This window comes from Pseudomonas sp. yb_9 (assembly GCF_043103635.1).
In the GTDB taxonomy this organism is placed as follows: Bacteria; Pseudomonadota; Gammaproteobacteria; order Pseudomonadales; family Pseudomonadaceae; genus Aquipseudomonas; species Aquipseudomonas monteilii.
The window spans coordinates 66,468-88,767 of the sequence record NZ_JBICKA010000079.1 but is presented as its reverse complement, the minus strand read 5'-3'; the positions used below and the strand labels follow the sequence as shown (position 1 = coordinate 88,767).

Genomic DNA, 22,300 nt, shown 5'->3' with positions numbered 1-22,300 from the left:
TAAAACCTCTTAACTTTTAACCTTCACCGTTCGCGGAGTCATTCCCCTTGGGGGGCTTGCGACCGCGAAAATCAATCAGGCTGTCGACAATGGCCAAAACCACCAGCAACGGATAAATCAGCTGCATGATCAGCGGCAGCGTCACGTACATGCCTACCAGCCAGAAACCGGCCAGTCGACCCTGTGCCACCAGCCCGTGCATCAAGGCGATGCCGGCCAGCACCAGAACCAGGCTGGAAGCCGATGCCAGGATGATGAACTGCGGGCCGATAAACGGCGCCACCACCATCACTGCCACCAAGACCGCCATGGTCTGTTTCGGCAACTTCAGTTCGCGAAACTCGCGACCGAAGCCCCCAGGGTTGTACAACGCTGCCTGCCAGTAGCGCGCCAGCATTAACGCCAACACACTGAACAATTGCACCGTCACTGCTGTGGAAGCGACCAGCACAGGGCGGATCAGCTCACCGGAGAGCACCGGTTGCCCCTCGATTTTCGGCATGGCTTCGGCAAACGCCTTGGCCAGCACATCGAAGGTTTGCGCCAGCGCCAGATCAAGCACGAGGCTAAACGCCACGGCGAACACGGCACTGGCCAGCAACACCCGGCTCCAGGGATGCTCGGCACGCAGCATGGCGGCCAGGGCCAGGGCACCCGCAATCACCAGAAAGGTGATGGGATCGCCCATGACCCACACGGCCAGCCCGGCCAGCAGGCCGCCGACGATGACCGTTGTAGCATCCTTGAACCCACGCCGCAGCAGCACAAGGCTGCCGGCAGCGGCACTCAACCAGAACAGCAGCGGCAGTACCGCGCTGATGACCACCACCAGGGTGGCCTGCACACGACCGCGCATGATGAAACTTGCTAACGCTCGCATGCTAATCCCTTACTGCTTGTCGACGACCCGGTCTCAGCGGCCGTGGCTGTCGGTGTAGGGCAGCAGGGCCAGGAAGCGGGCGCGCTTGATAGCGGTAGCCAGCTGACGCTGATAACGAGCTTTGGTACCGGTGATACGGCTTGGAACGATCTTGCCGGTTTCGGATACGTAAGCTTTCAGGGTGTTGAGATCTTTGAAGTCGATCTCTTTCACGTCTTCAGCAGTGAAGCGGCAGAATTTACGACGACGGAAGAAACGTGCCATTTAATAGGCTCCTCTAAAGGTCCGTGGATTACTCGTCAGCGTTATCGCTGGAGTCGCTGTCATTGCTGTCGTCGCCTTCGGCGGAGTCAGCATGCTCAGGACGCTCGCGACGCTCACGGCGCTCGCTGCGGTTCTCTTCAGCCTTCAGCATCTCGGACTGGCCGGTAACGGCTTCGTCGCGACGGATGACCAGGTTACGGATAACGGCATCGTTGTAGCGGAAGTTGTCTTCCAGCTCGGCCAGGGCCTTGCCGGTGCACTCAACGTTCAGCATCACGTAGTGAGCCTTGTGAACATTGTTGATTGCGTAGGCCAGTTGACGACGGCCCCAGTCTTCCAGGCGGTGGATTTTGCCACCATCTTCTTCGATCAGCTTGGTGTAACGCTCAACCATGCCGCCGACTTGTTCGCTCTGGTCCGGGTGAACCAGGAAGATGATTTCGTAATGACGCATGAATGCTCCTTACGGGTTAGTAGTCTGCCAGTGAATCTGGTCAGACAAGGAGTGAATGACACTGTATGTCTTGCACGGAGGGGAGGCACATGAGCGCCTGCCAGCTCGGCAAGGGGCGCAATTGTAGAGAAGGCGTAGCGCACAAGCAAGGCAATTGGCGAATATTTGAACAGTCAGAAACATATTCACAGGCTATCGGCCTCTTCGCGGGCAAGGCCGCTCCCACAGGCGCGCACCACACTCGAATCAGGTGCGGATCCTGTGGGAGCGGGCTTGCCCGCGAAGAGGCCGGAACAGGCTTACGCGATCAGCGCTTGGCCTGACGCTGGCGCACGGCTTCGAACAGGCAAACGCCGGTCGCCACCGAAACGTTCAGGCTGCTGACGCTGCCGCCCATCGGCAACTTCACCAGGAAGTCGCAATGTTCGCGGGTCAGCCGACGCATGCCCTTGCCTTCCGCGCCCATGATCATCACCAGTGGCCCGGTCAGGTCCTGCTGGTAGATCTCCTGCTCGGCCTCGCCGGCAGTGCCCACCACCCACAGGCCGCGCTGCTGCAGCTTCTCCAGCGTACGCGCCAGGTTGGTCACGGCCACCAGCGGGATCACCTCTGCCGCACCGCAGGCCACCTTGCGCACAACCGGCGTTAGCGTGGCCGATTTATCCTTGGGCACGATCACGGCCGTGGCACCCGCCGCATCGGCCGTACGCAGGCAGGCGCCCAGGTTGTGCGGATCGGTCACACCGTCCAGCACCAGGATCAGCGGCGGGGTTTCGGTGCGCTCAAGCAACTCTTCGAGCATCAACTCACCCCACACCTGGCTTGGGCTGACCTCGGCGACCACGCCCTGGTGCACGCCCTCTACCCAGGCATCCAGCTCACGGCGCTCGGCCTGGCCGACCGGCACGCGGTTTTCCGCCGCTAGCGCCAGCAAGGTTTCCAGGCGTGGCTCGCTGCGCCCTTCCGACAGCCAGATCTGCTTGACCCGCTTCGGATGGTGCTGCAGCAATGCCTGCACGGCGTGCACGCCGTAGATCTTTTCCAGCTGACTCATGACTTGCTCTTGCTCTTGCGTGGCGCACCGGACTTCGGCGGGCCTTTACGGTGCTTGGTTGGCTTGCCGGAACCGGAGGACTTGCCACCTTTGTCCGACTTGCTGCTGGCATGGCCGCCACTGCGTGCCTCGCTCATCAGCGCCTTTTTCATTTCGCGGCTCTTGCGCACTTCGGCGTTACGCTGCACGGCGTCTTTCGGGAAGTACGCCTCGGCGGTTTCGCTCTTGCGGCTACGCGGTTTAGGCGTGGCTTTCGCTTCGGTCACCGGCTGCTGCTCAACCTTGTCGGCTGCTGGCGCGGCGCCGCGCTGCTTGCGGCCGATCGGTGCGGCGAGGGTCTTTTCCGACACTTCGAAGTCGATCTTGCGCTCGTCCAGGTCAACACGCATGACCTTGACTTCGATGGTGTCGCCCAAGCGGAAGCTGCGCCCGGTGCGCTCGCCCGACAGACGGTGGTGCACAGGGTCGAAGTGGTAGTAGTCGCCCGGCAGCGCACTGACGTGCACTAGGCCCTCTACGTAAATGTCGGTCAGTTCGACGAACAGGCCGAAACCGGTCACGGCAGTGATGACACCCGGGAAGGTCTCGCCCACGCGATCCTTCATGAACTCGCACTTGAGCCAGTTCACCACGTCACGGGTGGCTCCGTCGGCCCGGCGCTCGGTCATCGAGCACTGCTCGCCGAGTTGCTCCAGGGTGTTCTCGTCGTACGGGTAGATACGCGCCTTGGGAATGCTCATGGCGCCGGCACGCTTGACGTGCGGGGTATCGACCTTGGAACGGATGATACTGCGGATGGCGCGGTGCACCAGCAGGTCCGGGTAACGGCGGATCGGCGAGGTGAAGTGGGTGTACGCCTCGTAGTTCAGGCCGAAGTGGCCATTGTTCTCGGTGCTGTACACGGCCTGGCTCAGCGAACGCAGCATCACGGTCTGGATCAGGTGGAAGTCCGGGCGCCCGGCGATGCTCGCCAGCAGGGCCTGGTAATCCTTCGGTGAAGGGTCCTTGCCTTTGTGCAGGCTCAGGCCCAGCTCACCGAGGAAGGCGCGCAGCTTTTCCAGGCGCTCCGGCGGCGGGCCGTCGTGCACGCGGTACAGGGCTGGCACGCCGTGCTTTTGCAGGAACTCGGCGGTGGCCACGTTGGCCGCCAGCATGCATTCCTCGATCAGCTTGTGGGCATCGTTGCGCACGGTCGGGCGGATTTCCGCGATCTTGCGCTGGTCGCCGAAGATGATGCGGGTTTCCTGGGTTTCGAAGTCGATGGCGCCTCGGGTGTGACGGGCATCTACCAGCACCTTGTACAGGTTGTACAGGTTCTTCAGGTCTGGCACGACGTCCTTGTATTCCTCGCGCAGTGCCTTGCCTTCGCGGGTGCGGGCGTGCTCGAGCATGCTGCTGACCTTGTTGTAGGTCAGGCGGGCGTGGGAGTGGATAACGCCTTCGTAGAACTGGTAGTCGACCATCTGGCCGGCTTTGTTCATGGTCATTTCGCAGACCATGGCCAGGCGGTCGACGTGCGGGTTCAGCGAGCACAGGCCGTTGGAAAGCTCTTCAGGCAGCATCGGCACTACACGCTCGGGGAAGTACACCGAGTTGCCGCGCTGCTGGGCTTCGACGTCCAGGGCCGAGCCCAGGCGCACGTAGCTGGACACATCGGCAATGGCCACGTACAGGCGCCAGCCACCGGAGAACAGGCGCAGCTTGCCCAGCGGTTCGCAATAGACAGCATCGTCGAAGTCGCGCGCATCTTCGCCGTCGATGGTAACGAACGGCAGATGGCGCAGGTCGACGCGCTTCTCTTTGTCCTTCTCTTCGACTTCGGAGCGGAACTTGCGCGCTTCCTTGATCACGTCCTTGGGCCAGACGTGCGGGATATCGTAGCTGCGCAAGGCAACGTCGATTTCCATGCCCGGCGCCATGTAGTTGCCGATGACCTCGACCACGTCGCCTTGCGGCTGGAAGCGCGGGGTTGGCCAGTGGGTGATCTTGATCTCGACGAACTGGCCGATCTTCGCGCCGCCATTACGCCCGGCGGTCACCAGCACTTCCTGCTGGATCTTCGGGTTGTCCGGGGTTACGTAGCCGATGCCGCCTTCTTCGAAGTAACGGCCGACCACGCTTTCGTGGGCACGGGAGATGACCTCGACCAGCACACCTTCGCGGCGGCCACGGCGGTCGACGCCAGAGACACGGGCCAGGCCGCGGTCACCGTCAAACACCAGGCGCATCTGCGACGGGCTGAGGAACAGGTCTTCGCTGCCGTCATCGGGAATAAGGAAGCCAAAGCCATCGCGGTGGCCGGAGACGCGACCACAGATCAGGTCCAGTTTGTCTACCGGGGCATAAGTGCCGCGCCGGGTATAGATAAGCTGGCCGTCACGCTCCATGGCACGCAGGCGGCGGCGCAGGGCTTCGATCTGGTCTTCTTCGTACAGACCGAACTCGGCCGCCAGCTCCTCACGCGCGGCCGGTTCGCCACGGTCGGCGAGGCGCTGCAGGATCAGCTCACGGCTGGGGATAGGGTTGTCGTATTTTTCCGCTTCGCGAGCGGCCTCGGGATCGAGGGATTGCCAATCGGCCATCAGAAGGGGTTCACCTTGGGGTATATAGATAGGAATTCTGGCATAGGCGTATTGAAACCGGAAATGTCAGCCTTGGACAGCCCCACCGGCGCTTCCGGCGAACAGGAATAGGCCTGCGGAATCAACAAGTTGAATTTTTTGAAATTTTTTTCGCTTGGGGGGTTTACAGCCCCCCGGACCGTCCGTATAGTGCGCACCACAACGACGGACAACCCCGAAGTTGTAGTAGAGATGAACGACGCTGTAAAGCATCAAGTAACCTCAAATGTGTGCCCAGGTGGCGGAATTGGTAGACGCGCTGGTTTCAGGTATCAGTGGCTTAACGGCCGTGGAAGTTCGAGTCTTCTCCTGGGCACCAAATATTTTCAAGTAATAGATAACCAAGGATCTGTTACTACTGTGTGAAGCTGACAATAGTCGCCTTCTGCAGATGATGTAAAGCTTTGCCCAGGTGGCGGAATTGGTAGACGCGCTGGTTTCAGGTATCAGTGACTTAACGGTCGTGGAAGTTCGAGTCTTCTCCTGGGCACCATACAAAAACCCACTAGCTTGCTAGTGGGTTTTTTCTTGCCTGCGGTTTTTGCATCCCTCCTCTTTCGGTCATAGGTACAAACCTTTGCCGGCCTCTTCGCGGCTAAATCATCCTCTTGCACCATGGTCTGACCATGAATTTCTCGTCACCCGGCCACTTGAGAAACGATTTCGTTTACCATTGTTTCCAAATATGTAGCCGTAAGCGAGGAAGTACCCGCATGACGATCCGCCCGCAACCGCTGATGCGTACCTTGGCCGCCGCCGTGCTGAGCCTGGTCATCGGCGCTCCGGCCGCCATGGCAGACGCACCGGTCACCCTGACCATGTACAACGGTCAGCACAAGGAAATCGGCGAAGCCATCGCCAAGGCCTACGAGGCCAAGACCGGTATCCACATCGATATCCGCAAGGGCAGCAGCAACCAGCTGGCCAGCCAGATCATCGAGGAGGGCGACCGTTCGCCAGCCGACCTCATCTACACCGAAGAGTCCCCGCCCCTGAACAACCTGGGCGAACTGGGCCTGCTGGCGAAGATCGACGACGCCACCGCAAACATGATGCCCAAGGAGTACGTAGGCGCCAACGGTACCTGGATGGGTATCACCGCGCGCACGCGCATCGTGGTGTACAACCCGAAGAAGGTCGATGAAAAAGACCTGCCGACCACGGTGATGGACTTCGCCAACCCTGAGTGGGAAGGCCGCGTCGGCTACGTACCCACCAGCGGTGCATTCCAGGAGCAGGCCGTGGCCATCCTGAAGATGCACGGCCGTGAAGCCACCGAAGAATGGCTGACTGGCCTGAAAGCCTTCGGCAAAACCTACACCAACAACATGGTCGCCCTCAAAGCCGTGGAAAGAGGTGAAGTGGCTGCGGTACTGGTGAACAACTACTACTGGTATGCACTTGAACGCGAACGCGGCAAGCTCGACACCAAGCTCTACTACCTGGCCGATGGCGATGCCGGCAACCTGGTGACCATCTCTGGCGCTGCTGTAGTCAAGGCCAGCAAGCACCCGAAAGAAGCCCAGGCCCTGCTCAACTGGATGGCCAGCGAAGAAGGCCAGCGGGTGATCACCCAGACCACCGCCGAGTACCCGCTGCACAAGGGCATGGTTTCCGACCGGGGCCTGAAGCCGTTCGAAGATCTGCGCCCGCCGAAAATCTCGCCGGCCGACCTGGGCAATGCCGAGGAAGCCATCGAGCTTGAACGCGAGGTCGGCCTGCTCTGATGACCGCTGCCTTGACCGAGCCGGTGCCGGTACGCTTCGTGCCGCGCCGCAAGCGCCCCTCCATCTGGGTGGTGCTGCCTGTGCTGTTCCTGGTGGCGATGAGCTTGCTGCCGCTGCTGTATGTCGCCATCAAAGCCTGGGAAGCCGGCTGGCGTGAAGCCTTGCACCTGCTGTGGCGCCCCTTTGTCTGGGGACTGATGCGCAATACCCTGATGCTGATGGTCGGGGTGACGCTGGCCTGCATGGTGGTCGGCCTGGCCCTGGCCTGGCTGCTGGAGCGCAGCAACCTGGCTGGCCGACGCCTGTGGGGCGTGGTGCTTTGCCTGCCCTTCGCGGTACCGTCGTTCGTCAGCAGTTTCACCTGGGTATCGCTGAGCTCGGACTTCGAAGGGCTGGGCGGGGCCATCCTGGTCATGGCCCTGTCCAAGTACCCATTGGTGTTTCTGCCGGTGGCCGCCACCCTGCGCAACCTCGACACCTCGCTGGAGGAGTCGGCGCGCACCCTGGGTTGCAGCCGCTGGGGTGTGTTCATCAAGGTCACCTTGCCGCTGCTGTGGCCCTCGATGCTCGGCGGAGCGCTATTGATCGCCCTGCACATGCTGGTGGAGTTCGGGGCGCTGTCGATCCTCGGCCTGCAGACCTTCACCACGGCGATCTACCAGCAGTTCGAACTGGAATTCAGCAATGCCAACGCGGCCATGCTGTCTGCCGTGCTGTTGGCGATGTGCCTGGTGATGCTGTGGCTGGAATTGCGTGTACGCGGCAAAGCCCGCCATGTGCGCATCGGCCAAGGCGTGGCACGCCGCGCGCAACCCGTGCGGCTGCGTGGCTGGGCCGTACCGGCGCAGCTACTCTGCGTGGCTCTGGCAGTGCTGGGCAGCGGTATCCCGCTGGCCATGCTCGGCTACTGGCTGAGCGTGGGTTCGTCGGCAGCATTCCCGGTGGGGGCTATCTCCAAGGCGCTGTTCACTTCGCTGTCGGTGTCGCTTGGCGGTGCCGGTTTCTGTGTGCTGCTGGCGCTACCGATCAGCTTCCTGGTGGTGCGCTACAAAGGCCGCCTGGCGATCTGGGCCGAGCGCTTGCCGTACCTGCTACACGCCCTGCCCGGCCTGGTGATTGCCCTGACGCTGGTGTTCTTCGCCCTGCACTACGTGCCGGCGCTGTACCAGACCACGGCGTTGCTGCTGTTGGCGTATGCGCTGCTGTTCCTGCCATTGGCGCAGTCACCGGTGCGCACCGCGCTGAACAAGGCCTCGCCAACACTGGAGGAAGCCGCGCGCACCCTGGGCGCCAGCAGCTTCACGGCATTCTGCCGGGTGACCCTGCCGATCATCTTCCCGGCCATGGCGGCAGCGTTTGCGCTGGTGTTCCTGGATGCCATGAAAGAGCTGACAGCTACCCTGCTGCTCAGCCCGACCGGGATGACCACCCTGGCTACCGAGGTGTGGGCGCATACGGCCAACGTCGAGTTCGCCGCAGCGGCTCCTTACGCGGCATTGCTAATCGTGGTGTCGGGGCTGCCGGTTTATCTGCTGACTACGCGGATGTACCTGAACAAGGCATAAAGCGCGAAGCCCTCATCGCCGGCAAGCCAGCTCCCACAGGTACCGCGTCGCCTTCAAGGCCTGCGCAGTACCTGTGGGAGCTGGCTTGCCGGCGATGAGGCCATCACAGACATCACGCGATGTTGCGCAGCATACGCCGCACGATTGGCCCATGTGCCTTGCCAACCGGCAGCATGTAGAGCCGGCCAAAACGGTTGAAGCACTGCACCGACGTGGTGACGCTCAAGTGCTGCCGGCCCTGCCCCTCTTCATCCAGAACCATGCTCACCATGACCGCAAGGTGCGTGTCACGCGAAGTCAGGACCAGTTGCTGGTCGCTGATAGCCTCGACGGCAAAGAAATCCAGACGCTCACCCACTGCCGGAACCCGCTCAGGATTACGCGATGAGAAACCGTCAATAGTGGCAACGTTGAACCAGCGAGAGATGAAGTCGCGTAGGCGAAAGGCCATGGTCAGCCAGCCCGGAACGTCCGAAGTCATGGCGCAATAGGCCTGCAGGGCGGTCATGGGCGCAGTGACGGAAATGCCATCGCGATGAAGAAAGTCCAGTTCAGCCGGAGCGGCGACCAGTCGGGCGGACATGAACAACTCCCTTTGTCATGTTTCTCCGCCATCATAGCACCGCCCCACACGATTCGCGTCAGGCCCTGAACTGCCCCAGGCTCGCCCGAAGCTGTGCAGCCAGATCATCCAGCACCTTGCTACTGGCCGTGGTCTGCATCACCACCTCGGCCGAGCGCTCGGCCTGGGCATGGATAGTCTCCACCCGCCCACGCACCGCCTGCGCGCCGCTCGCCTGCTGCTCGGCCGCGCGGGTAGCCAGGCCGATAGCTGCGTGAACTTGCTCCACCGCCGCCTGCACAGACTGCTGACGGCGCTCGTTGTCACGCAGCACCAGCAGCCCTTCACTGGCCTTCAGCCCGGCCTGGCTGATCGTCGCCACAGCCTCCTTGGCGCCCTTCTGCAGCGCAGCGATATGCGCCTGGATATCCCCTGTGGAGCTTTGCGTCTTGCTCGCCAACGCCCGCACCTCATCCGCCACCACGGCAAAGCCGCGCCCGGTCTCACCGGCCCGGGCCGCTTCGATGGCCGCATTCAAAGCCAGCAGGTTGGTCTGCTCGGCGATGCCGTGGATCACCGTCAGCACCACTTCGATCTGCTCACTCTGCTTGGCCAGGCGCTCGATCACCTGAGAACCTGTCTCCACCTGGCCAGCCAGGTTTTCGATCAGCCCTGCGAGCTGGGTCGAGGTGCGGCTGTTTTCGTCGGTGGCCTGGCGGATATCCACCACCTGTTTCAAGGCCGCCTGCATCGCATGGCTTTCGGCCTGGGCTTCATCGGCCATGCTCGAAAGGTCGCGCAGGCTGGCTGCCACTTCATCGCGCTGTAGCGCAGCAGCAGCATCGGCACCGGCATTGCGCTGGGCCATCGCGCCAATTTCCACACCGGTACGCTGGGCCACCTCGCCCGCTTCGCGCACAATCGGTTGCAACTTGTCGACAAAGCGGTTCACGGCCGAAGCCATGTCGCCGATCTCGTCTCGGCTGTCGAGGGGCACACGCTTGGTCAGGTCGCCCTCGCCTGCCGCCAGGTCGTCAAGGGCAGTAATCAGCAGGCGCAGCTTGCTCAGCACACGACGACCTAGCACCATGGCCACCACCAGCAACACACCCAGACCAACCAGCACCAGGCCCAGACCAATGCGCCAGCGCAGCTCGCCGGCAGCATCGCGAACGGTTTGCGCGGTGTTGGCCTGCATGGCAGCGGCACTGCCCTGAGCTTTTTCCAGCCGCTCACGCAGGGTTTTGCCGCTGTCAGCAGCAGCGCCGACCAGGCTGTCGCCTACCAGTTGCTCGCCACTGGCGATCAGGGCCGCAAAGCGCTGATCGAGGGCCTTCAGTTCCTGCTCGATACCCGCTGTGGAAACCCCCATCACCACCTTGCCGATTTCTGCGCCATTGGGGCTGATCGAAGCCTCGACGAAGTAAACGGCAGGATCGCGCCGGGCTGCATCGATCACTTTGTCCAGCGCTCGCTCGCCCTGGCCTTTTTCCATCAACGCCTGGTTGATCGGGTTTTGCCGGTTCAGATAGCGGGTCAGGTGCTGGCCCTGGGCGTCGTCGTACACCACGAATAGCACGTTGGGATTGCGCTGGGCACGCCGTGCAAAGTCTGAAAGCACAGGCACATCGTTGTCCCAGATGGCACGCGGGGCAACCGAGGCCAACAGCTCTGCCATATCGTTGGCGGAGTCCTTCAGGTTCTTTTCCAGGGTGCTGCGCAGTTGCTGCTGTTCGCTTTGCAGCCGTGCCGACAACCCTGCGCTCAGGCGCTGACGGGTGCTGCTGGATAGACCGTCCAGGCCCGAGCGCACATCCTGCCCGGCTTGCTCCAGTTCGCCGGCCAACTGACGGCTGTCATTGCCCAAGCGCTCGCCAAGGTCGGCCTCCAGGGCAGTGACCGTGCTTCGGGTAAGCGCAACGGCAACCAGCACCTGCACCAAAAGAGCGATACCAAGGGCAACAAACACAGGCCGCAAAAGGCGGCTTCGTAACAGTGAGAGGATGGCAGACACGGTGTAACCCTCGTGTTTTCTGGCGCCACTATTTTGATGGCATCTACAGAAACTTCTTACAGCAAGGGTTGTGCCGGAGACAGCAGGCATAAACGCCAAGGTTCAGCCAGGTGGTTGACTGATCTCGCTCGACGCAGAAATGAAAACGCCGCAGCCCCTTTCAGGGCCACGGCGTCAGATCAGCCTGGAGGGCAGATCAGGCGAACGGATGACGCAGTACGATGGTCTCGTTGCGGTCCGGGCCGGTCGAAATGATGTCGATCGGCGCGCCGATCAGGTCTTCGATGCGCTTGATGTAGGCGCGAGCGTTGGCCGGCAGCTCTTCCAGGGTTTTAACGCCCACGGTCGACTCGCTCCAGCCTGGCATCTCTTCGTACACCGGCTCCAGGCCGATGTAGCTGTCGGCATCGGAAGGCGCGTCGATGACGGCACCGTTCTCGTTCTTGTAGCCAACGCAGATGTTGATGGTTTCCAGGCCGTCCAGTACGTCCAGCTTGGTCAGGCAGATACCCGAGATGCTGTTGACGTCGATGGCGCGACGCAGGATCACGGCATCGAACCAGCCGCAACGACGGGCACGGCCAGTGGTGGAACCGAACTCGTGGCCACGCTTGGCCAGGGTGGCGCCGGTTTCGTCGAACAGTTCGGTCGGGAACGGACCGGAACCTACGCGCGTGGTGTAGGCCTTGGTGATACCCAGGATGTAGTCCAGGTACATCGGGCCAACGCCGGAGCCGGTGGAGATACCGCCAGCAGTGGTGTTGGAGCTGGTGACGTACGGGTAGGTACCGTGGTCGATGTCCAGCAGCGAGCCCTGGGCGCCTTCGAACATGATGTCCTTGCCGGCGCGACGCAGGTTGTGCAGCTCGGCGGTGACGTCGAGCATCATCGGTTTGAGCTGTTCAGCGTAGGCCATGCACTCGTCCAGGGTTTGCTGGAAGTCGATGGCCGGCTCTTTGTAGTAGTTCACCAGCTGGAAGTTGTGGTAGTCCAGCAGCTCACCCAGCTTGGCCGCGAAACGCTCGCGGTGGAACAGGTCGCCTACGCGCAGGCCGCGGCGCGCAACCTTGTCTTCGTAGGCTGGGCCGATACCACGGCCGGTGGTGCCGATCTTGGCTTCGCCACGGGCTTTTTCGCGGGCCTGGTCCAGGGCCACGTGGTACGACAGGATCAGCGGCGCAGCAGGGGAGATGCGCAGGCGCTCGCGCACCGGTACGCCCTTCTCTTCCAGCTTGGTGATTTCACGCATCAGCGCATCCGGGGCAACGACCACGCCGTTGCCGATCAGGCACTGTACGCCTTCACGCAGGATGCCGGACGGAATCAGGTGCAGAACGGTTTTTTCACCGTTGATCACCAGGGTGTGACCCGCGTTGTGGCCACCCTGGTAGCGCACTACGGCGGCAGCATGTTCGGTCAGCAGATCGACGATCTTGCCTTTGCCCTCATCACCCCACTGGGTGCCCAGGACGACGACATTCTTACCCATTACATTGGTCCTCATTCACGCAAACTTGGTTGCCGGCCTACTGCCGACGCAGAAACTCACTGGGCCAGCGGCAGAACCTGCCAGCGCCCGTCTTGCTGAATCAATTGCCGATCACAATCCGCCTCGAGAGCAGCACTCAACGGCTGGCCAGGCAGGGCCTGGACCACACGCTGGCCCTCGTTGCGCAACTGGCAGACTTGCTGCCAGAGGGCCGCATCACCACTGTCCGGCATCCAGATGCCGCCCGTTGGCAATACGACCTCCGCTCGCCCCAGTGTGACCAGGGTCTTCAAATCCGTGGAGAAACCGGTGGCCGGGCGCGCCCGGCCAAAGTCGGCGCCGATGTCGTCGTAACGCCCGCCCTGGGCGATCGACTGACCTTCGCCTGGCACGAACACGGCGAACACCACGCCCGTGTGATAGTGGTAACCGCGCAATTCGCCGAGGTCGAAGTACAGCGGCAAGTCCGGATAGCGCGACGCCAGGCGGTCAGCGATCGCCAGCAGGTCGTCCAGCGCTGCCAGCACGCTGGCCGGGGCACGGCCCAGGCGCACGCGGGCTTCGGCCAGCACTTCACGGCCACCGCACAGCTCGACCAGGGCGCGCAGCATGTTGCCCAGGTCTTTCGGCAAGTCGGCGGTCAGCGCCTGCACTTCATCGACAGCCTTGCGTTGCATGGCGTCGAACAACTGCTGCTCCACCGCACCGGACAGGCCAGCGGCACGGGCCAGGCCACGGTAGATACCAACGTGGCCCAGGTCCATGTGCACATCCGGCACATCGGCCAGCTGCAGCGTGGCGAGCATCAGGCTGATGACTTCGACATCACTGGTAGGGCTGGCATCGCCATACAGCTCGGCACCCAGCTGGATCGGGCTGCGCGAGGTCGACAGTGCACGCGGCTGGGCGTGCAGCACGCTACCGGCATAGCACAGGCGGCTCGGGCCTTCACGGCGCAGGGTGTGGGCGTCGATGCGCGCCACTTGCGGGGTGAAGTCGGCGCGGAAGCCCATCAGGCGGCCGGACTGCGGGTCCACCACCTTGAAGGTGCGCTGATCCAGGTCCTGGCCGGCGCCGGTGAGCAGCGACTCCAGGTACTCGATATGCGGGGTGACGACCAGCTCGTAGCCCCAACTCTGGAACAGGTCCAACACCTGGCGGCGCGCGATCTCGATGCGCGCAGCCTCAGGTGGCAGTACTTCCTCGATGCCATCTGGCAGCAGCCAGCGGTCTACCGTTGCCATTACGCCATTTCCCCTCTGGTCCGGGCGGCTTGCCAGCAGGCGAGCCGTCAGTAAAGCCGGTATCGCGCACAGCAGCGGGCAGCACTGATCCCAGCGCAGCCACCGTACCCGATACCCTCAAATTGCCTTGCGACCTGACCAAACCGTCAACTGGCGCGTTGCCAATCAACCTTGCAGACGCAAAAAAGCCGGGAAATTTCCCGGCTGCCTCATCATACACCCCTTTTCATTCAGGATGCACCCCGCCTGGTGTTTTAGCTGCCAGGCGGGGCGCCGCTGCATGAAGATCAGGGCCTGAGCATCACGGCTTGCTCTTGTCCAGGAAGCGGAAGAACTCGTTCTTCGGGTCCAGGACCAGCACGTCGCTCTTGTTCGAGAAGCTCTCGCGGTACGCCTGCAGGCTACGGTAGAACGCGTAGAAATCGGCGTCCTGGGTGTAGGCCTTGGCATAGATGGCGGCCGACTGGGCGTCGCCGTCACCGCGGGTTTCTTCTGCTTCGCGATAAGCTTCGGCCAGCAGTACACGGCGCTGACGGTCGGCATCGGCACGGATACCTTCAGCCAGTTCGTTACCTTTGGCGCGGTGCTCACGAGCCTCACGCTCACGCTCGGTGCTCATGCGGTCGAACACGCTGCGGTTGACTTCCTTCGGCAGGTCGATGGCTTTGACGCGCACATCAACCACCTCGATACCCAGCTCCTTGTTGGCCATGCGGTTCAGCGATGCGGTGATGTCAGCCATCAGCGCGTCACGTTCACCGGAAACCACCTCGTGCAGGGTACGTTTACCGAACTGGTCACGCAGTCCGCTTTCCAGACGACGTGAGAGACGCTCGTCGGCGATCTGCTTCATGCCGGAGGTGGCGGTGTAGAAGCGCTCGGCATCCTTGACGCGCCACTTGGCATAGGCGTCGACCATCACCGCTTTCTTCTCCAGGGTCAGGAACCGCTGGGTCGGGGCGTCGAGGGTCATCAGGCGGGCGTCGAACTTGCGTACCTGGTTCACGTACGGAATCTTCACGTGCAGGCCTGGCTGAACATCCGCCTGGACTACCTTACCGAAACGCAGCAGTACCGCACGCTCGGTCTGGGACACGATGTAGAAGCTGTTCCAGGCCACGATGGCCAGCACCACGGCGGCGATCAGGGCGATCAGCGATCTGTTGCTCATCAGCGGCTCTCCCTAGTGCGCAGCGGCTGCTGTTGCTGTTGCAGGTCCTGCGCCGCACGTGCGGCCGCATCGTTGACCGATGGCGACACGCTGCCAGTTGGCGCGGACGGGTTGCGGCTGCCTTCGACCATCTTGTCCAGTGGCAGGTAGAGCAGGTTGTTCTGCCCGTCCTTGGTGGCCACCATGACCTTGCTGGTGTTGCTGTAGACCTCTTGCATGGTCTCCAGGTACAGGCGCTGACGGGTCACGTCAGGTGCCTTGCGGTACTCGGCGACCAGCTTGGTGAAGCGGTCGGCCTCACCCTTGGCCCGGGCGATGACTTCGTCGCGGTAACCGTTGGCGTCCTCGATGATGCGCTGGGCCTGACCACGGGCTTCCGGCACCACGCCATTGGCGTAGGACTCGGCCTGGTTGCGGGCACGCTGCTCGTCTTCGCGGGCACGGATCACGTCGTCGAAGGCTTCCTGCACTTCACGCGGGGCTGCCGCGCTCTGTACGTTGACCTGGGTAACGGTGATACCGGTACGGTAGTTGTCGAGGAAGCGCTGCAGGCGTTCGCGGATATCCACGGCCATCTGCTCACGGCCTTCGGTGAGCACCTGGTCCATCGAGGTGGAACCCACCACGTGGCGCAGGGCACTGTCGGTCGCGTGCTGCAGGCTTACCTCAGGCTGGTCGACGTTGAGCACGAAGTCCTGCAGGTTGCTGATCTTGTACTGGACGGTCAGCGGCACCTCGACGATGTTCTCGTCTTCGGTCAGCATCTGGCCCTGCTTGGTGTAGGCACGCTCACGCGTGACGTTTTCCATGTACTTGCGATCGATCGGCGGGAAGTAGATGTTCAGGCCGGGACCGACCGTCTCATAGTACTTGCCGAAGCGCAGCACCACGGCCTGCTCCTGCTCGTCGACCACGTACACGGCGCTGTACAGCCAGATGGCAGCCAGCACCGCCAGGCCAATGCCCAGCAGGCCAAGGCCACCGCCCTTGCCGACATTGCGGTCACCGCCGCCACGTTTCTTGCCACTGCCGAACATGCCATTCAGGCTGTCCTGCAATTTGCGGAAGGCCTCGTCCAGATCCGGCGGACCTTTCTTGTCACCACCACCGCCACCGCCACCACGGCGGCCGCCCCAGGGATCCTGATTGTTCGAGTTGCCACCCGGCTCGTTCCAAGCCATAGCGCTCTCCATCTGATAAAGCAAAGACGCGCCCACGGCGCGCCGTCCAATGCTACAGAATGCCTGTCACTGCTGCCCGGCGACCTCGACGAGCATTTATTGCAAAGTGTGTTGCTCGACAAACACTTGCGGCTCCATGCCTTCGCGGCTGACCAGGCGATTCAGTTCGACCATGGGCAGTCGCACGCTCAGCAGGCTGCGCCCTTCTTCATCATGCTCTTCACTCTGCACGGCACCCAAGGCAAAGAATTGCGCGCGCAAGCGGGCAAAACGCTGCTCCAGGCACAGGGTACCGACAAACAGATCATCCCCCAGCAACTCGGCAATTGCCTGGCCGACCAGCTCCAGGCCACGCCCATCGCGTGCCGATACCCAGACCCGTTCCGGCTTGCCATCGGCATTGCGCTGGATCTGCGGCTCGACATCTTCGAGCAAGTCGAGTTTGTTATACACCTCGAGGATCGGCAACCCTTCGGCACCAATCTCACCCAAAACCGCGAGCACCTGCTCAATCTGCTCCATGCGCTCTGGCTCATGGGCGTCGATCACATGCAGCAACAGGTCGGAGTTGCTCGACTCTTCGAGCGTAGCCCGAAATGCCTCGACCAGCTTGTGCGGCAGGTGGCGAATGAAGCCCACGGTGTCGGCCAGCACGATCGGCCCCAGGTCGTTCAGCTCAAGCCGGCGCAAGGTCGGGTCGAGCGTGGCGAACAACTGGTCTGCGGCGTACACCTCGGATTCGGTGAGCGCGTTGAACAGCGTGGACTTGCCGGCGTTGGTGTAACCCACCAACGACACCGACGGGATGTCTGCGCGCTTGCGCCCACGGCGCGCCTGCTCACGCTGGCTGCGTACCTTTTCCAGGCGTGACTTGATCTGGCGTATGCGCACCCGCAACAGGCGGCGATCGGTTTCCAGCTGGGTTTCACCCGGGCCGCGCAGACCGATACCACCCTTTTGTCGCTCAAGGTGGGTCCAGCCGCGCACCAGCCGCGTGCTCATGTGCTCCAGCTGGGCCAGTTCGACCTGCAGCTTGCCTTCATGGGTACGCGCCCGTTGGGCGAAGATATCGAGGATCAGCCCGGTACGGTCAAGCACACGACACTCGAACACACGTTCAAGGTTGCGCTCCTGACTGGGCGTGAGGGTGTGATTGAAAATCACCAGGTCTACCTGCTCGGCATGGACCAGGTCGTGCAATTCCTCGACCTTGCCACTGCCAATCAGGTATTTGGCGGAAGGCTGATGCCTTGACACCGTGACCAACGAGACGATGTCGGCACCGGCCGACAATGCCAGCTCCTGAAACTCCTGCGGGTCTTCGCGCGCCTCAGGGTTCTGACCTTCCAAGTGAACGAGCAACGCCCGCTCACCACCACCGTGGCGCTCAAAGAACAATGCAGGCTCCTATCAGGCGTTGCCTGGCTCGCTGTCGCCGTGTTCGGAATCGGACGGGCTTGGCAGACGAACCGGACGGGCAGGCACGACAGTCGAAATGGCGTGCTTGTAGACCATCTGGCTGACGGTGTTCTTCAGCAGTACCACGAACTGGTCGAATGATTCGATCGAGCCCTGCAGCTTGATACCGTTGACCAAGTAGATGGATACCGGGACCTTTTCTTTTCTCAAGGTGTTCAAGTAAGGGTCTTGTAGCGAATGCCCTTTTGACATATGCCGCACTCCTGTAAGGATAAATAATAGAAAATCAATAAAATCGATAAATTAGGCCGCCCCTTCGCAAGAATAGACGGCAATCAGCAGGGACTCAGCCCAATATGGAGATGGCCCCAAGGTATTTCAAGGTGCGGGACAGATTGTCGCAGGCCAGGCTGTCAAGCCAGTGTACGTCAGGCCAGCCACGCAACCAGGTGAACTGCCGCTTGGCCAGCTGCCTGGTTGCAATGATACCGCGTTCACGCATCTCATTCTCAGTCAGCTTGCCATCCAGGTAATCCCAGACCTGTCGATACCCCACTGCCCGTATAGACGGCAGCCCGGCGTGCAAGTCACTTCTGGCTCGCAGCGATCGGACCTCGTCAACGAAGCCCTGTTCCAGCATCTGCGAAAATCGTAACGCAATTCGCTGATGCAAAATGTGACGATCTGTAGGAGCAATCGCCAAACTGGCGACAGTATAGGGCAAATGTCCGTCAGCGCCTGCGTCTGCGCCGCGACTTTCCGCGAATTGACGTTGGCGATGAGCCGTCATGCTCTCGCCACTCACCCGGTACACTTCCAGCGCCCGGATCAGCCGCTGCGGGTCGTTGGGGTGGATGCGCGCCGCTGACACCGGGTCAACCTCGGCCAGCTGGCGGTGCAGCTCGGCCAGGCCCAGCGCTTCGGCCTGAGCCTCCAGCTCGGCGCGCACGGCAGCGTCAGCCGCCGGCATGTCTGCCAGGCCCTCGATCAACGCCTTGTAGTAGAGCATGGTGCCGCCCACCAGCAGCGGTATCTTGCCGCGTGCAGTGATCTCGGCCATGGCCTCCAGGGCGTCAGCACGGAACTGCGCGGCCGAATAGCTCTCGGCCGGGTCGCGGATGTCAATCAGCCGGTGCGGGTGGGCAGCGAGGATTGCTTTCGACGGCTTGGCCGAACCGATGTCCATGCCACGATAGACCAGCGCCGAATCGACGCTGATCAGCTCGCAAGGCAGCACTTTGGTCAACTCGATAGCCAGGTCGGTCTTGCCGGCCGCCGTCGGGCCCATCAGGAATATTGCAGGGGGCTTGCCGCTCATTTCATCGACCGCGCAGGAAGAGTTTGTCCAGGTCGTCCAGGCCCATCTGGGTCCATGTGGGACGGCCATGGTTGCACTGGCCGCTGCGCTCGGTGTTTTCCATGTCGCGCAGCAGGGCGTTCATCTCGGGAATGGCCAGGCGCCGGTTGGCGCGCACGGCGCCGTGGCAGGCCATGGTGCCGAGCAGTTCGTTGAGGTGCGCCTGGATACGGTCGCTGGTGCCGTATTCCATCAGGTCGGCGAGCACATCCTGCACCAGCCGGTTGGCCTCCGCCTGCTTGAGCAAGGCCGGGATCTGGCGGATCGCCAGGGTCTCCGGGCCCAGGCGCTGAAGCTCGAAGCCCAGGCGCTGGAACCACTGCGCGTGTTCTTCGGCGCAGTCCGCTTCGCGCTGGCTCAGGGCCAGGGTTTCAGGCACCAGCAGCGGCTGGCCGCTCAGGCCTTCGCTGGCCATGGCCACCTTCAGGCGCTCGTACATGATGCGCTCGTGGGCGGCGTGCATGTCCACCAGCACCAGGCCAACGGCGTTCTCGGCGAGGATGTAGAGGCCCTTGAGCTGCGCCAGCGCATAGCCCAGCGGGGGAATGTCACCCTGGCTCTCGGGAAGGGCCGTCGCCGGCGCCGCACCGTTTTCCAACGGTTTGTAAAACTCGCGGTACACCGCCTGCGCTTCGGCAGCCGGCACCGGCTGTGACGGGCGTGGGGTGTACTGATACTGGTAGCCCGCACCACTGCCGCCATTGGAGAACGACTGCTGCGGGGCACGCGGCTGTTCAAGCACCGGCGAAGCCAGGCGCATTTCGCCCTGCGGGCCGAACTCACCGGCCTGCTGGCCAGTCGGGCGAATGGCCTCTGGCACGGCGGCAGGCGCGGCCAGCTGGTCTTCCGGGCGCACATCGGCCAGGGCACGGTGCAGGGTGCCGTACAGGAAATCGTGCACCGACCGCCCTTCGCGGAAGCGCACTTCGTGCTTGGTCGGGTGCACGTTGACGTCCACGCCGTTGGGCTCCAGCTCCAGGAACAGCACGAAGGTCGGGTGCCGGCCATTGAACAGCACGTCGCGGTAGGCCTGGCGCACGGCGTGGGCGACCAGCTTGTCGCGCACTGCGCGGCCATTGACGAAGAAGTATTGCAAGTCTGCCTGGCTGCGCGAGAAGGTCGGCAGGCCGACCCAGCCCCACAGGCGCAGGCCGTTGCGCTCGACGTCGATCGGCAGCGCCTGCTCCATGAAGCCCGGGCCGCAGATGGCACCTACCCGCCGGGCACGCGCTGTTTCGTCGTGGGCCTCGTGCAGGCTGAGGATGCTCTTGCCGTTATGCCGCAGGTGGAAGCCGACATCGAAACGTGCCAGCGCCAGCCGGCGGATCACTTCCTGCAAGTGATCGAATTCGGTTTTCTCGGCCTTGAGGAACTTGCGCCGCGCCGGGGTATTGAAGAACAGGTCGCGCACTTCCACCGAAGTACCCACCGGGTGCGCCGCCGGCTGTACGCGCGGGAGCATGTCCCGGCCTTCGGTTTCCACCTGCCAGGCCTCGGTAGCGCTGGCGGTACGCGACGTCAGGGTCAGCCGCGCCACGGAGCTGATCGAAGCCAGGGCCTCGCCACGGAAGCCCAGGCTCAACACCCCTTCCAGGTCTTCCAGCTCGCGAATCTTGCTGGTGGCATGACGGGCCAGGGCCAGCGGCAGGTCGTCGGCAGAAATGCCGCTGCCATCGTCGCGCACCTTCAGCAGCTTGACGCCGCCCTGCTCCACTTCCACGTCAATGCGTCGGGCACCGGAGTCCAGGCTGTTTTCCAGCAGTTCCTTGGCGACCGAGGCTGGCCGCTCGACAACCTCGCCAGCGGCAATCTGGTTGGCCAGCCGCGGGCTGAGCAGCTGGATGCGCGAACCGCCACTCATTGCGAGGCCAATGTGGTGGCGGGGATGTCGAGACGCTGGCCAACCTTCAGCTCATCGGTCTTGAGGCTGTTGGTGCTGCGCAGGCTGGCCACGCTGACCTGGTAACGCACGGCGAGCATCGCCAGGGTTTCACCAGGGCGTACCGTGTGCTCACGCGGGCCAGCGGCAATCTTGCCGGTGTCACGCAGCCAGGCGATATAAGTGCCAGGCGGCGGGTTTTGCTGGAAGTACTGGCGCACACCGGTGTGGATCGAACGGGCCAACGCCTGCTGGTGGCTGGCGGTGGCCAGCTTGGCGGCTTCATTGTTGTTCGAGATAAACCCGGTTTCAACGAGAATCGATGGAATGTCCGGCGATTTCAGCACCATGAAGCCGGCCTGTTCCACGCGCTGTTTGTGCAGCGAGGTGACGCGACCCATGTTACCCAGCACCTTCTGCCCCACGTTGAGGCTGGAACTGAGGGTGGCGGTCATCGACAGGTCCAGCAGCACGCCCGCGAGCATGCGGTCCTTGTCATCCAGGCTGACGTTGCCGGCACCACCGATCAGGTCGGAACGGTTTTCCGTGTCGGCCAGCCAGCGCGCGGTCTCAGAGGTAGCGCCACGGTCAGACAGGGCGAACACAGAGGCACCAAAGGCGGCGCGTGACGGCGCGGCGTCGGCATGGATCGAGATGAACAGGTCGGCGCCCTTCTTGCGGGCGATTTCCGTGCGTTTGCGCAGAGGAATGAAGTAGTCGCCAGTACGGGTGAGCTCGGCACGGAAGCCTTTTTCGCTGTTGATCTGGCGCTGCAGCTCTTTGGCGATCTGCAGCACGATGTCTTTTTCGTGCTGGCCGCGCGAGCCGGAGGCCCCCGGGTCTTCGCCGCCGTGGCCGGCGTCGATGGCCACCACGATGTCACGCTTGCCGCTCGGTACCGGTGGCAGCTTGATGGCGGGCTGGGCCGGGCTTACCGGCACCGCCGGCGTGGTCGCAGGCGTCTGCACCGGCGCCGGGGCCGGTGGCGGCGCGCTGGCCGCAATGGCGTCGGCTTCCTGGTCGTACAGGTCGACCACCAGGCGGTTGCCGTACTGGGCATTCGGCGCCAGGGTGAAGCTTTTCGGGGTGACCGACTTTTTCAGGTCGACCACCACGCGCAGGTCGGTCGGGGTACGCTGGGCCGAACGCACGCTGCTGATCGGCGTGTTGGAGGTGGCCACGTTCAACGGCGCGGCCAGGGTCGCACCATTGATGTCGATAACCAGGCGGTCCGGCGCGCTCAGGGTGAAGACGCTGTGCTGCACGGGGCCAGACAGGTCGAAGACCAGCCGCGTGTTGTCTGGCGCGCGCCACAGGCGCACGCTCTTGACTTGAGTGACGGCCAGAGCGTCAACGGTCACCGTTGTCAGCAGCAGACCAACGATGGCGACCAGTGCGCGTATGCGCATACCTACCCCA

The 22,300-nt window shown here is 62.8% G+C and carries 18 protein-coding genes, 2 tRNA genes and 1 pseudogene; 4 read left to right on the top strand and 17 right to left on the bottom strand.

The window, feature by feature from the left end; translation table 11 throughout:
• Positions 1-16: 16 nt before the first annotated feature.
• The 5 genes from ACF8MI_RS21165 to rnr form a co-directional block, all read right to left on the bottom strand.
• Positions 17-880 carry a hypothetical protein gene (locus ACF8MI_RS21165; protein ID WP_200928842.1) on the bottom strand — a complete coding sequence of 288 codons (864 nt, stop codon included), beginning with the start codon at positions 878-880 and terminating at the stop codon, positions 17-19.
• A 33-nt stretch (positions 881-913) separates the two neighbouring features.
• Positions 914-1,144, bottom strand: a complete 231-nt coding sequence (gene rpsR, locus ACF8MI_RS21160) for a 30S ribosomal protein S18 (protein ID WP_003249563.1) — start codon at positions 1,142-1,144, stop codon at positions 914-916.
• Positions 1,145-1,172: 28 nt separating this feature from the next.
• Positions 1,173-1,598, bottom strand: a complete 426-nt coding sequence (gene rpsF, locus ACF8MI_RS21155) for a 30S ribosomal protein S6 (protein WP_003249557.1) — start codon at positions 1,596-1,598, stop codon at positions 1,173-1,175.
• Between the two features lie 307 nt (positions 1,599-1,905).
• Entirely contained in the window at positions 1,906-2,652 is a 747-nt protein-coding gene (gene rlmB / locus ACF8MI_RS21150; protein WP_060500394.1) for a 23S rRNA (guanosine(2251)-2'-O)-methyltransferase RlmB, read from the bottom strand.
• Positions 2,649-5,234: a ribonuclease R gene (gene rnr, locus ACF8MI_RS21145; RefSeq protein ID WP_200928843.1), complete on the bottom strand. Its 2,586-nt coding sequence runs from the start codon at positions 5,232-5,234 to the stop codon at positions 2,649-2,651. Before rnr ends, rlmB begins: the two co-directional genes overlap by 4 nt.
• Before the next feature lie 271 nt (positions 5,235-5,505).
• On the opposite strand from rnr, the gene ACF8MI_RS21140 reads away from it, so the two are divergent.
• From ACF8MI_RS21140 to ACF8MI_RS21125, 4 genes are all read left to right on the top strand, one after another.
• A tRNA-Leu gene (locus ACF8MI_RS21140) sits at positions 5,506-5,592 on the top strand.
• An 87-nt stretch (positions 5,593-5,679) separates the two neighbouring features.
• Positions 5,680-5,766: transfer RNA gene (locus tag ACF8MI_RS21135), tRNA-Leu, on the top strand.
• A gap of 220 nt (positions 5,767-5,986) precedes the next feature.
• Complete coding sequence (locus tag ACF8MI_RS21130; RefSeq protein WP_164525133.1) at positions 5,987-7,000, top strand: extracellular solute-binding protein; 1,014 nt, start codon at positions 5,987-5,989, stop codon at positions 6,998-7,000.
• Positions 7,000-8,565, top strand: a complete 1,566-nt coding sequence (locus ACF8MI_RS21125) for an iron ABC transporter permease (RefSeq protein WP_060500388.1) — start codon at positions 7,000-7,002, stop codon at positions 8,563-8,565. The genes ACF8MI_RS21130 and ACF8MI_RS21125 overlap by 1 nt, the downstream gene beginning before the upstream one ends.
• Before the next feature lie 112 nt (positions 8,566-8,677).
• Here the strand turns inward: ACF8MI_RS21125 and ACF8MI_RS21120 are convergent, their stop codons facing one another.
• The 12 genes and pseudogenes from ACF8MI_RS21120 to ACF8MI_RS21065 form a co-directional block, all read right to left on the bottom strand.
• On the bottom strand, positions 8,678-9,148 hold the full coding sequence (locus ACF8MI_RS21120) for a DUF2867 domain-containing protein (RefSeq protein WP_200928844.1): 471 nt from the start codon (positions 9,146-9,148) through the stop codon (positions 8,678-8,680).
• A 58-nt stretch (positions 9,149-9,206) separates the two neighbouring features.
• Complete coding sequence (locus ACF8MI_RS21115) at positions 9,207-9,911, bottom strand: methyl-accepting chemotaxis protein (protein WP_371058791.1); 705 nt, start codon at positions 9,909-9,911, stop codon at positions 9,207-9,209.
• Between the two features lie 201 nt (positions 9,912-10,112).
• Positions 10,113-10,217 (bottom strand): annotated as a pseudogene (locus ACF8MI_RS21110) (hypothetical protein); the annotation flags it as partial.
• 1,120 nt (positions 10,218-11,337) lie between these two features.
• Positions 11,338-12,630, bottom strand: coding sequence for an adenylosuccinate synthase (locus ACF8MI_RS21105; protein ID WP_016712316.1), 1,293 nt, complete (start codon positions 12,628-12,630; stop codon positions 11,338-11,340).
• Between the two features lie 56 nt (positions 12,631-12,686).
• On the bottom strand, positions 12,687-13,874 hold the full coding sequence (locus tag ACF8MI_RS21100) for an ATP phosphoribosyltransferase regulatory subunit (RefSeq protein WP_003249540.1): 1,188 nt from the start codon (positions 13,872-13,874) through the stop codon (positions 12,687-12,689).
• A gap of 301 nt (positions 13,875-14,175) precedes the next feature.
• The gene (gene hflC / locus ACF8MI_RS21095; protein WP_060500380.1) at positions 14,176-15,045 is read right to left on the bottom strand and encodes a protease modulator HflC; all 870 of its coding nucleotides are present in this window, start codon (positions 15,043-15,045) and stop codon (positions 14,176-14,178) included.
• Complete coding sequence (gene hflK / locus ACF8MI_RS21090; RefSeq protein ID WP_060500378.1) at positions 15,045-16,226, bottom strand: FtsH protease activity modulator HflK; 1,182 nt, start codon at positions 16,224-16,226, stop codon at positions 15,045-15,047. The genes hflC and hflK overlap by 1 nt, the downstream gene beginning before the upstream one ends.
• 96 nt (positions 16,227-16,322) lie before the next feature.
• On the bottom strand, positions 16,323-17,624 hold the full coding sequence (gene hflX / locus ACF8MI_RS21085) for a ribosome rescue GTPase HflX (protein ID WP_016712319.1): 1,302 nt from the start codon (positions 17,622-17,624) through the stop codon (positions 16,323-16,325).
• Between the two features lie 12 nt (positions 17,625-17,636).
• Positions 17,637-17,897 carry an RNA chaperone Hfq gene (hfq, locus tag ACF8MI_RS21080; protein WP_003258160.1) on the bottom strand — a complete coding sequence of 87 codons (261 nt, stop codon included), beginning with the start codon at positions 17,895-17,897 and terminating at the stop codon, positions 17,637-17,639.
• Positions 17,898-17,991: 94 nt separating this feature from the next.
• Positions 17,992-18,963 carry a tRNA (adenosine(37)-N6)-dimethylallyltransferase MiaA gene (gene miaA / locus ACF8MI_RS21075; RefSeq protein ID WP_104833861.1) on the bottom strand — a complete coding sequence of 324 codons (972 nt, stop codon included), beginning with the start codon at positions 18,961-18,963 and terminating at the stop codon, positions 17,992-17,994.
• A 1-nt stretch (position 18,964) separates the two neighbouring features.
• Positions 18,965-20,863, bottom strand: a complete 1,899-nt coding sequence (gene mutL / locus ACF8MI_RS21070; RefSeq protein WP_200928845.1) for a DNA mismatch repair endonuclease MutL — start codon at positions 20,861-20,863, stop codon at positions 18,965-18,967.
• Complete coding sequence (locus ACF8MI_RS21065; RefSeq protein WP_016712322.1) at positions 20,860-22,290, bottom strand: N-acetylmuramoyl-L-alanine amidase; 1,431 nt, start codon at positions 22,288-22,290, stop codon at positions 20,860-20,862. The genes mutL and ACF8MI_RS21065 overlap by 4 nt, the downstream gene beginning before the upstream one ends.
• Positions 22,291-22,300 lie beyond the last annotated feature (10 nt).

What these genes read in the sequence shown, in the direction of transcription:
- ACF8MI_RS21165 (WP_200928842.1), bottom strand. Translation starts at nt 880, where the DNA reads ATGCGAGCGTTAGCAAGTTTCATCATGCGCGGTCGTGTGCAGGCCACC.
- rpsR (WP_003249563.1), bottom strand. Translation starts at nt 1,144, where the DNA reads ATGGCACGTTTCTTCCGTCGTCGTAAATTCTGCCGCTTCACTGCTGAA.
- rpsF (WP_003249557.1), bottom strand. Translation starts at nt 1,598, where the DNA reads ATGCGTCATTACGAAATCATCTTCCTGGTTCACCCGGACCAGAGCGAA.
- rlmB (WP_060500394.1), bottom strand. Translation starts at nt 2,652, where the DNA reads ATGAGTCAGCTGGAAAAGATCTACGGCGTGCACGCCGTGCAGGCATTG.
- rnr (WP_200928843.1), bottom strand. Translation starts at nt 5,234, where the DNA reads ATGGCCGATTGGCAATCCCTCGATCCCGAGGCCGCTCGCGAAGCGGAA.
- ACF8MI_RS21130 (WP_164525133.1), top strand. Translation starts at nt 5,987, where the DNA reads ATGACGATCCGCCCGCAACCGCTGATGCGTACCTTGGCCGCCGCCGTG.
- ACF8MI_RS21125 (WP_060500388.1), top strand. Translation starts at nt 7,000, where the DNA reads ATGACCGCTGCCTTGACCGAGCCGGTGCCGGTACGCTTCGTGCCGCGC.
- ACF8MI_RS21120 (WP_200928844.1), bottom strand. Translation starts at nt 9,148, where the DNA reads ATGTCCGCCCGACTGGTCGCCGCTCCGGCTGAACTGGACTTTCTTCAT.
- ACF8MI_RS21115 (WP_371058791.1), bottom strand. Translation starts at nt 9,911, where the DNA reads ATGGCCGATGAAGCCCAGGCCGAAAGCCATGCGATGCAGGCGGCCTTG.
- ACF8MI_RS21105 (WP_016712316.1), bottom strand. Translation starts at nt 12,630, where the DNA reads ATGGGTAAGAATGTCGTCGTCCTGGGCACCCAGTGGGGTGATGAGGGC.
- ACF8MI_RS21100 (WP_003249540.1), bottom strand. Translation starts at nt 13,874, where the DNA reads ATGGCAACGGTAGACCGCTGGCTGCTGCCAGATGGCATCGAGGAAGTA.
- hflC (WP_060500380.1), bottom strand. Translation starts at nt 15,045, where the DNA reads ATGAGCAACAGATCGCTGATCGCCCTGATCGCCGCCGTGGTGCTGGCC.
- hflK (WP_060500378.1), bottom strand. Translation starts at nt 16,226, where the DNA reads ATGGCTTGGAACGAGCCGGGTGGCAACTCGAACAATCAGGATCCCTGG.
- hfq (WP_003258160.1), bottom strand. Translation starts at nt 17,897, where the DNA reads ATGTCAAAAGGGCATTCGCTACAAGACCCTTACTTGAACACCTTGAGA.
- miaA (WP_104833861.1), bottom strand. Translation starts at nt 18,963, where the DNA reads ATGAGCGGCAAGCCCCCTGCAATATTCCTGATGGGCCCGACGGCGGCC.
- mutL (WP_200928845.1), bottom strand. Translation starts at nt 20,863, where the DNA reads ATGAGTGGCGGTTCGCGCATCCAGCTGCTCAGCCCGCGGCTGGCCAAC.
- ACF8MI_RS21065 (WP_016712322.1), bottom strand. Translation starts at nt 22,290, where the DNA reads ATGCGCATACGCGCACTGGTCGCCATCGTTGGTCTGCTGCTGACAACG.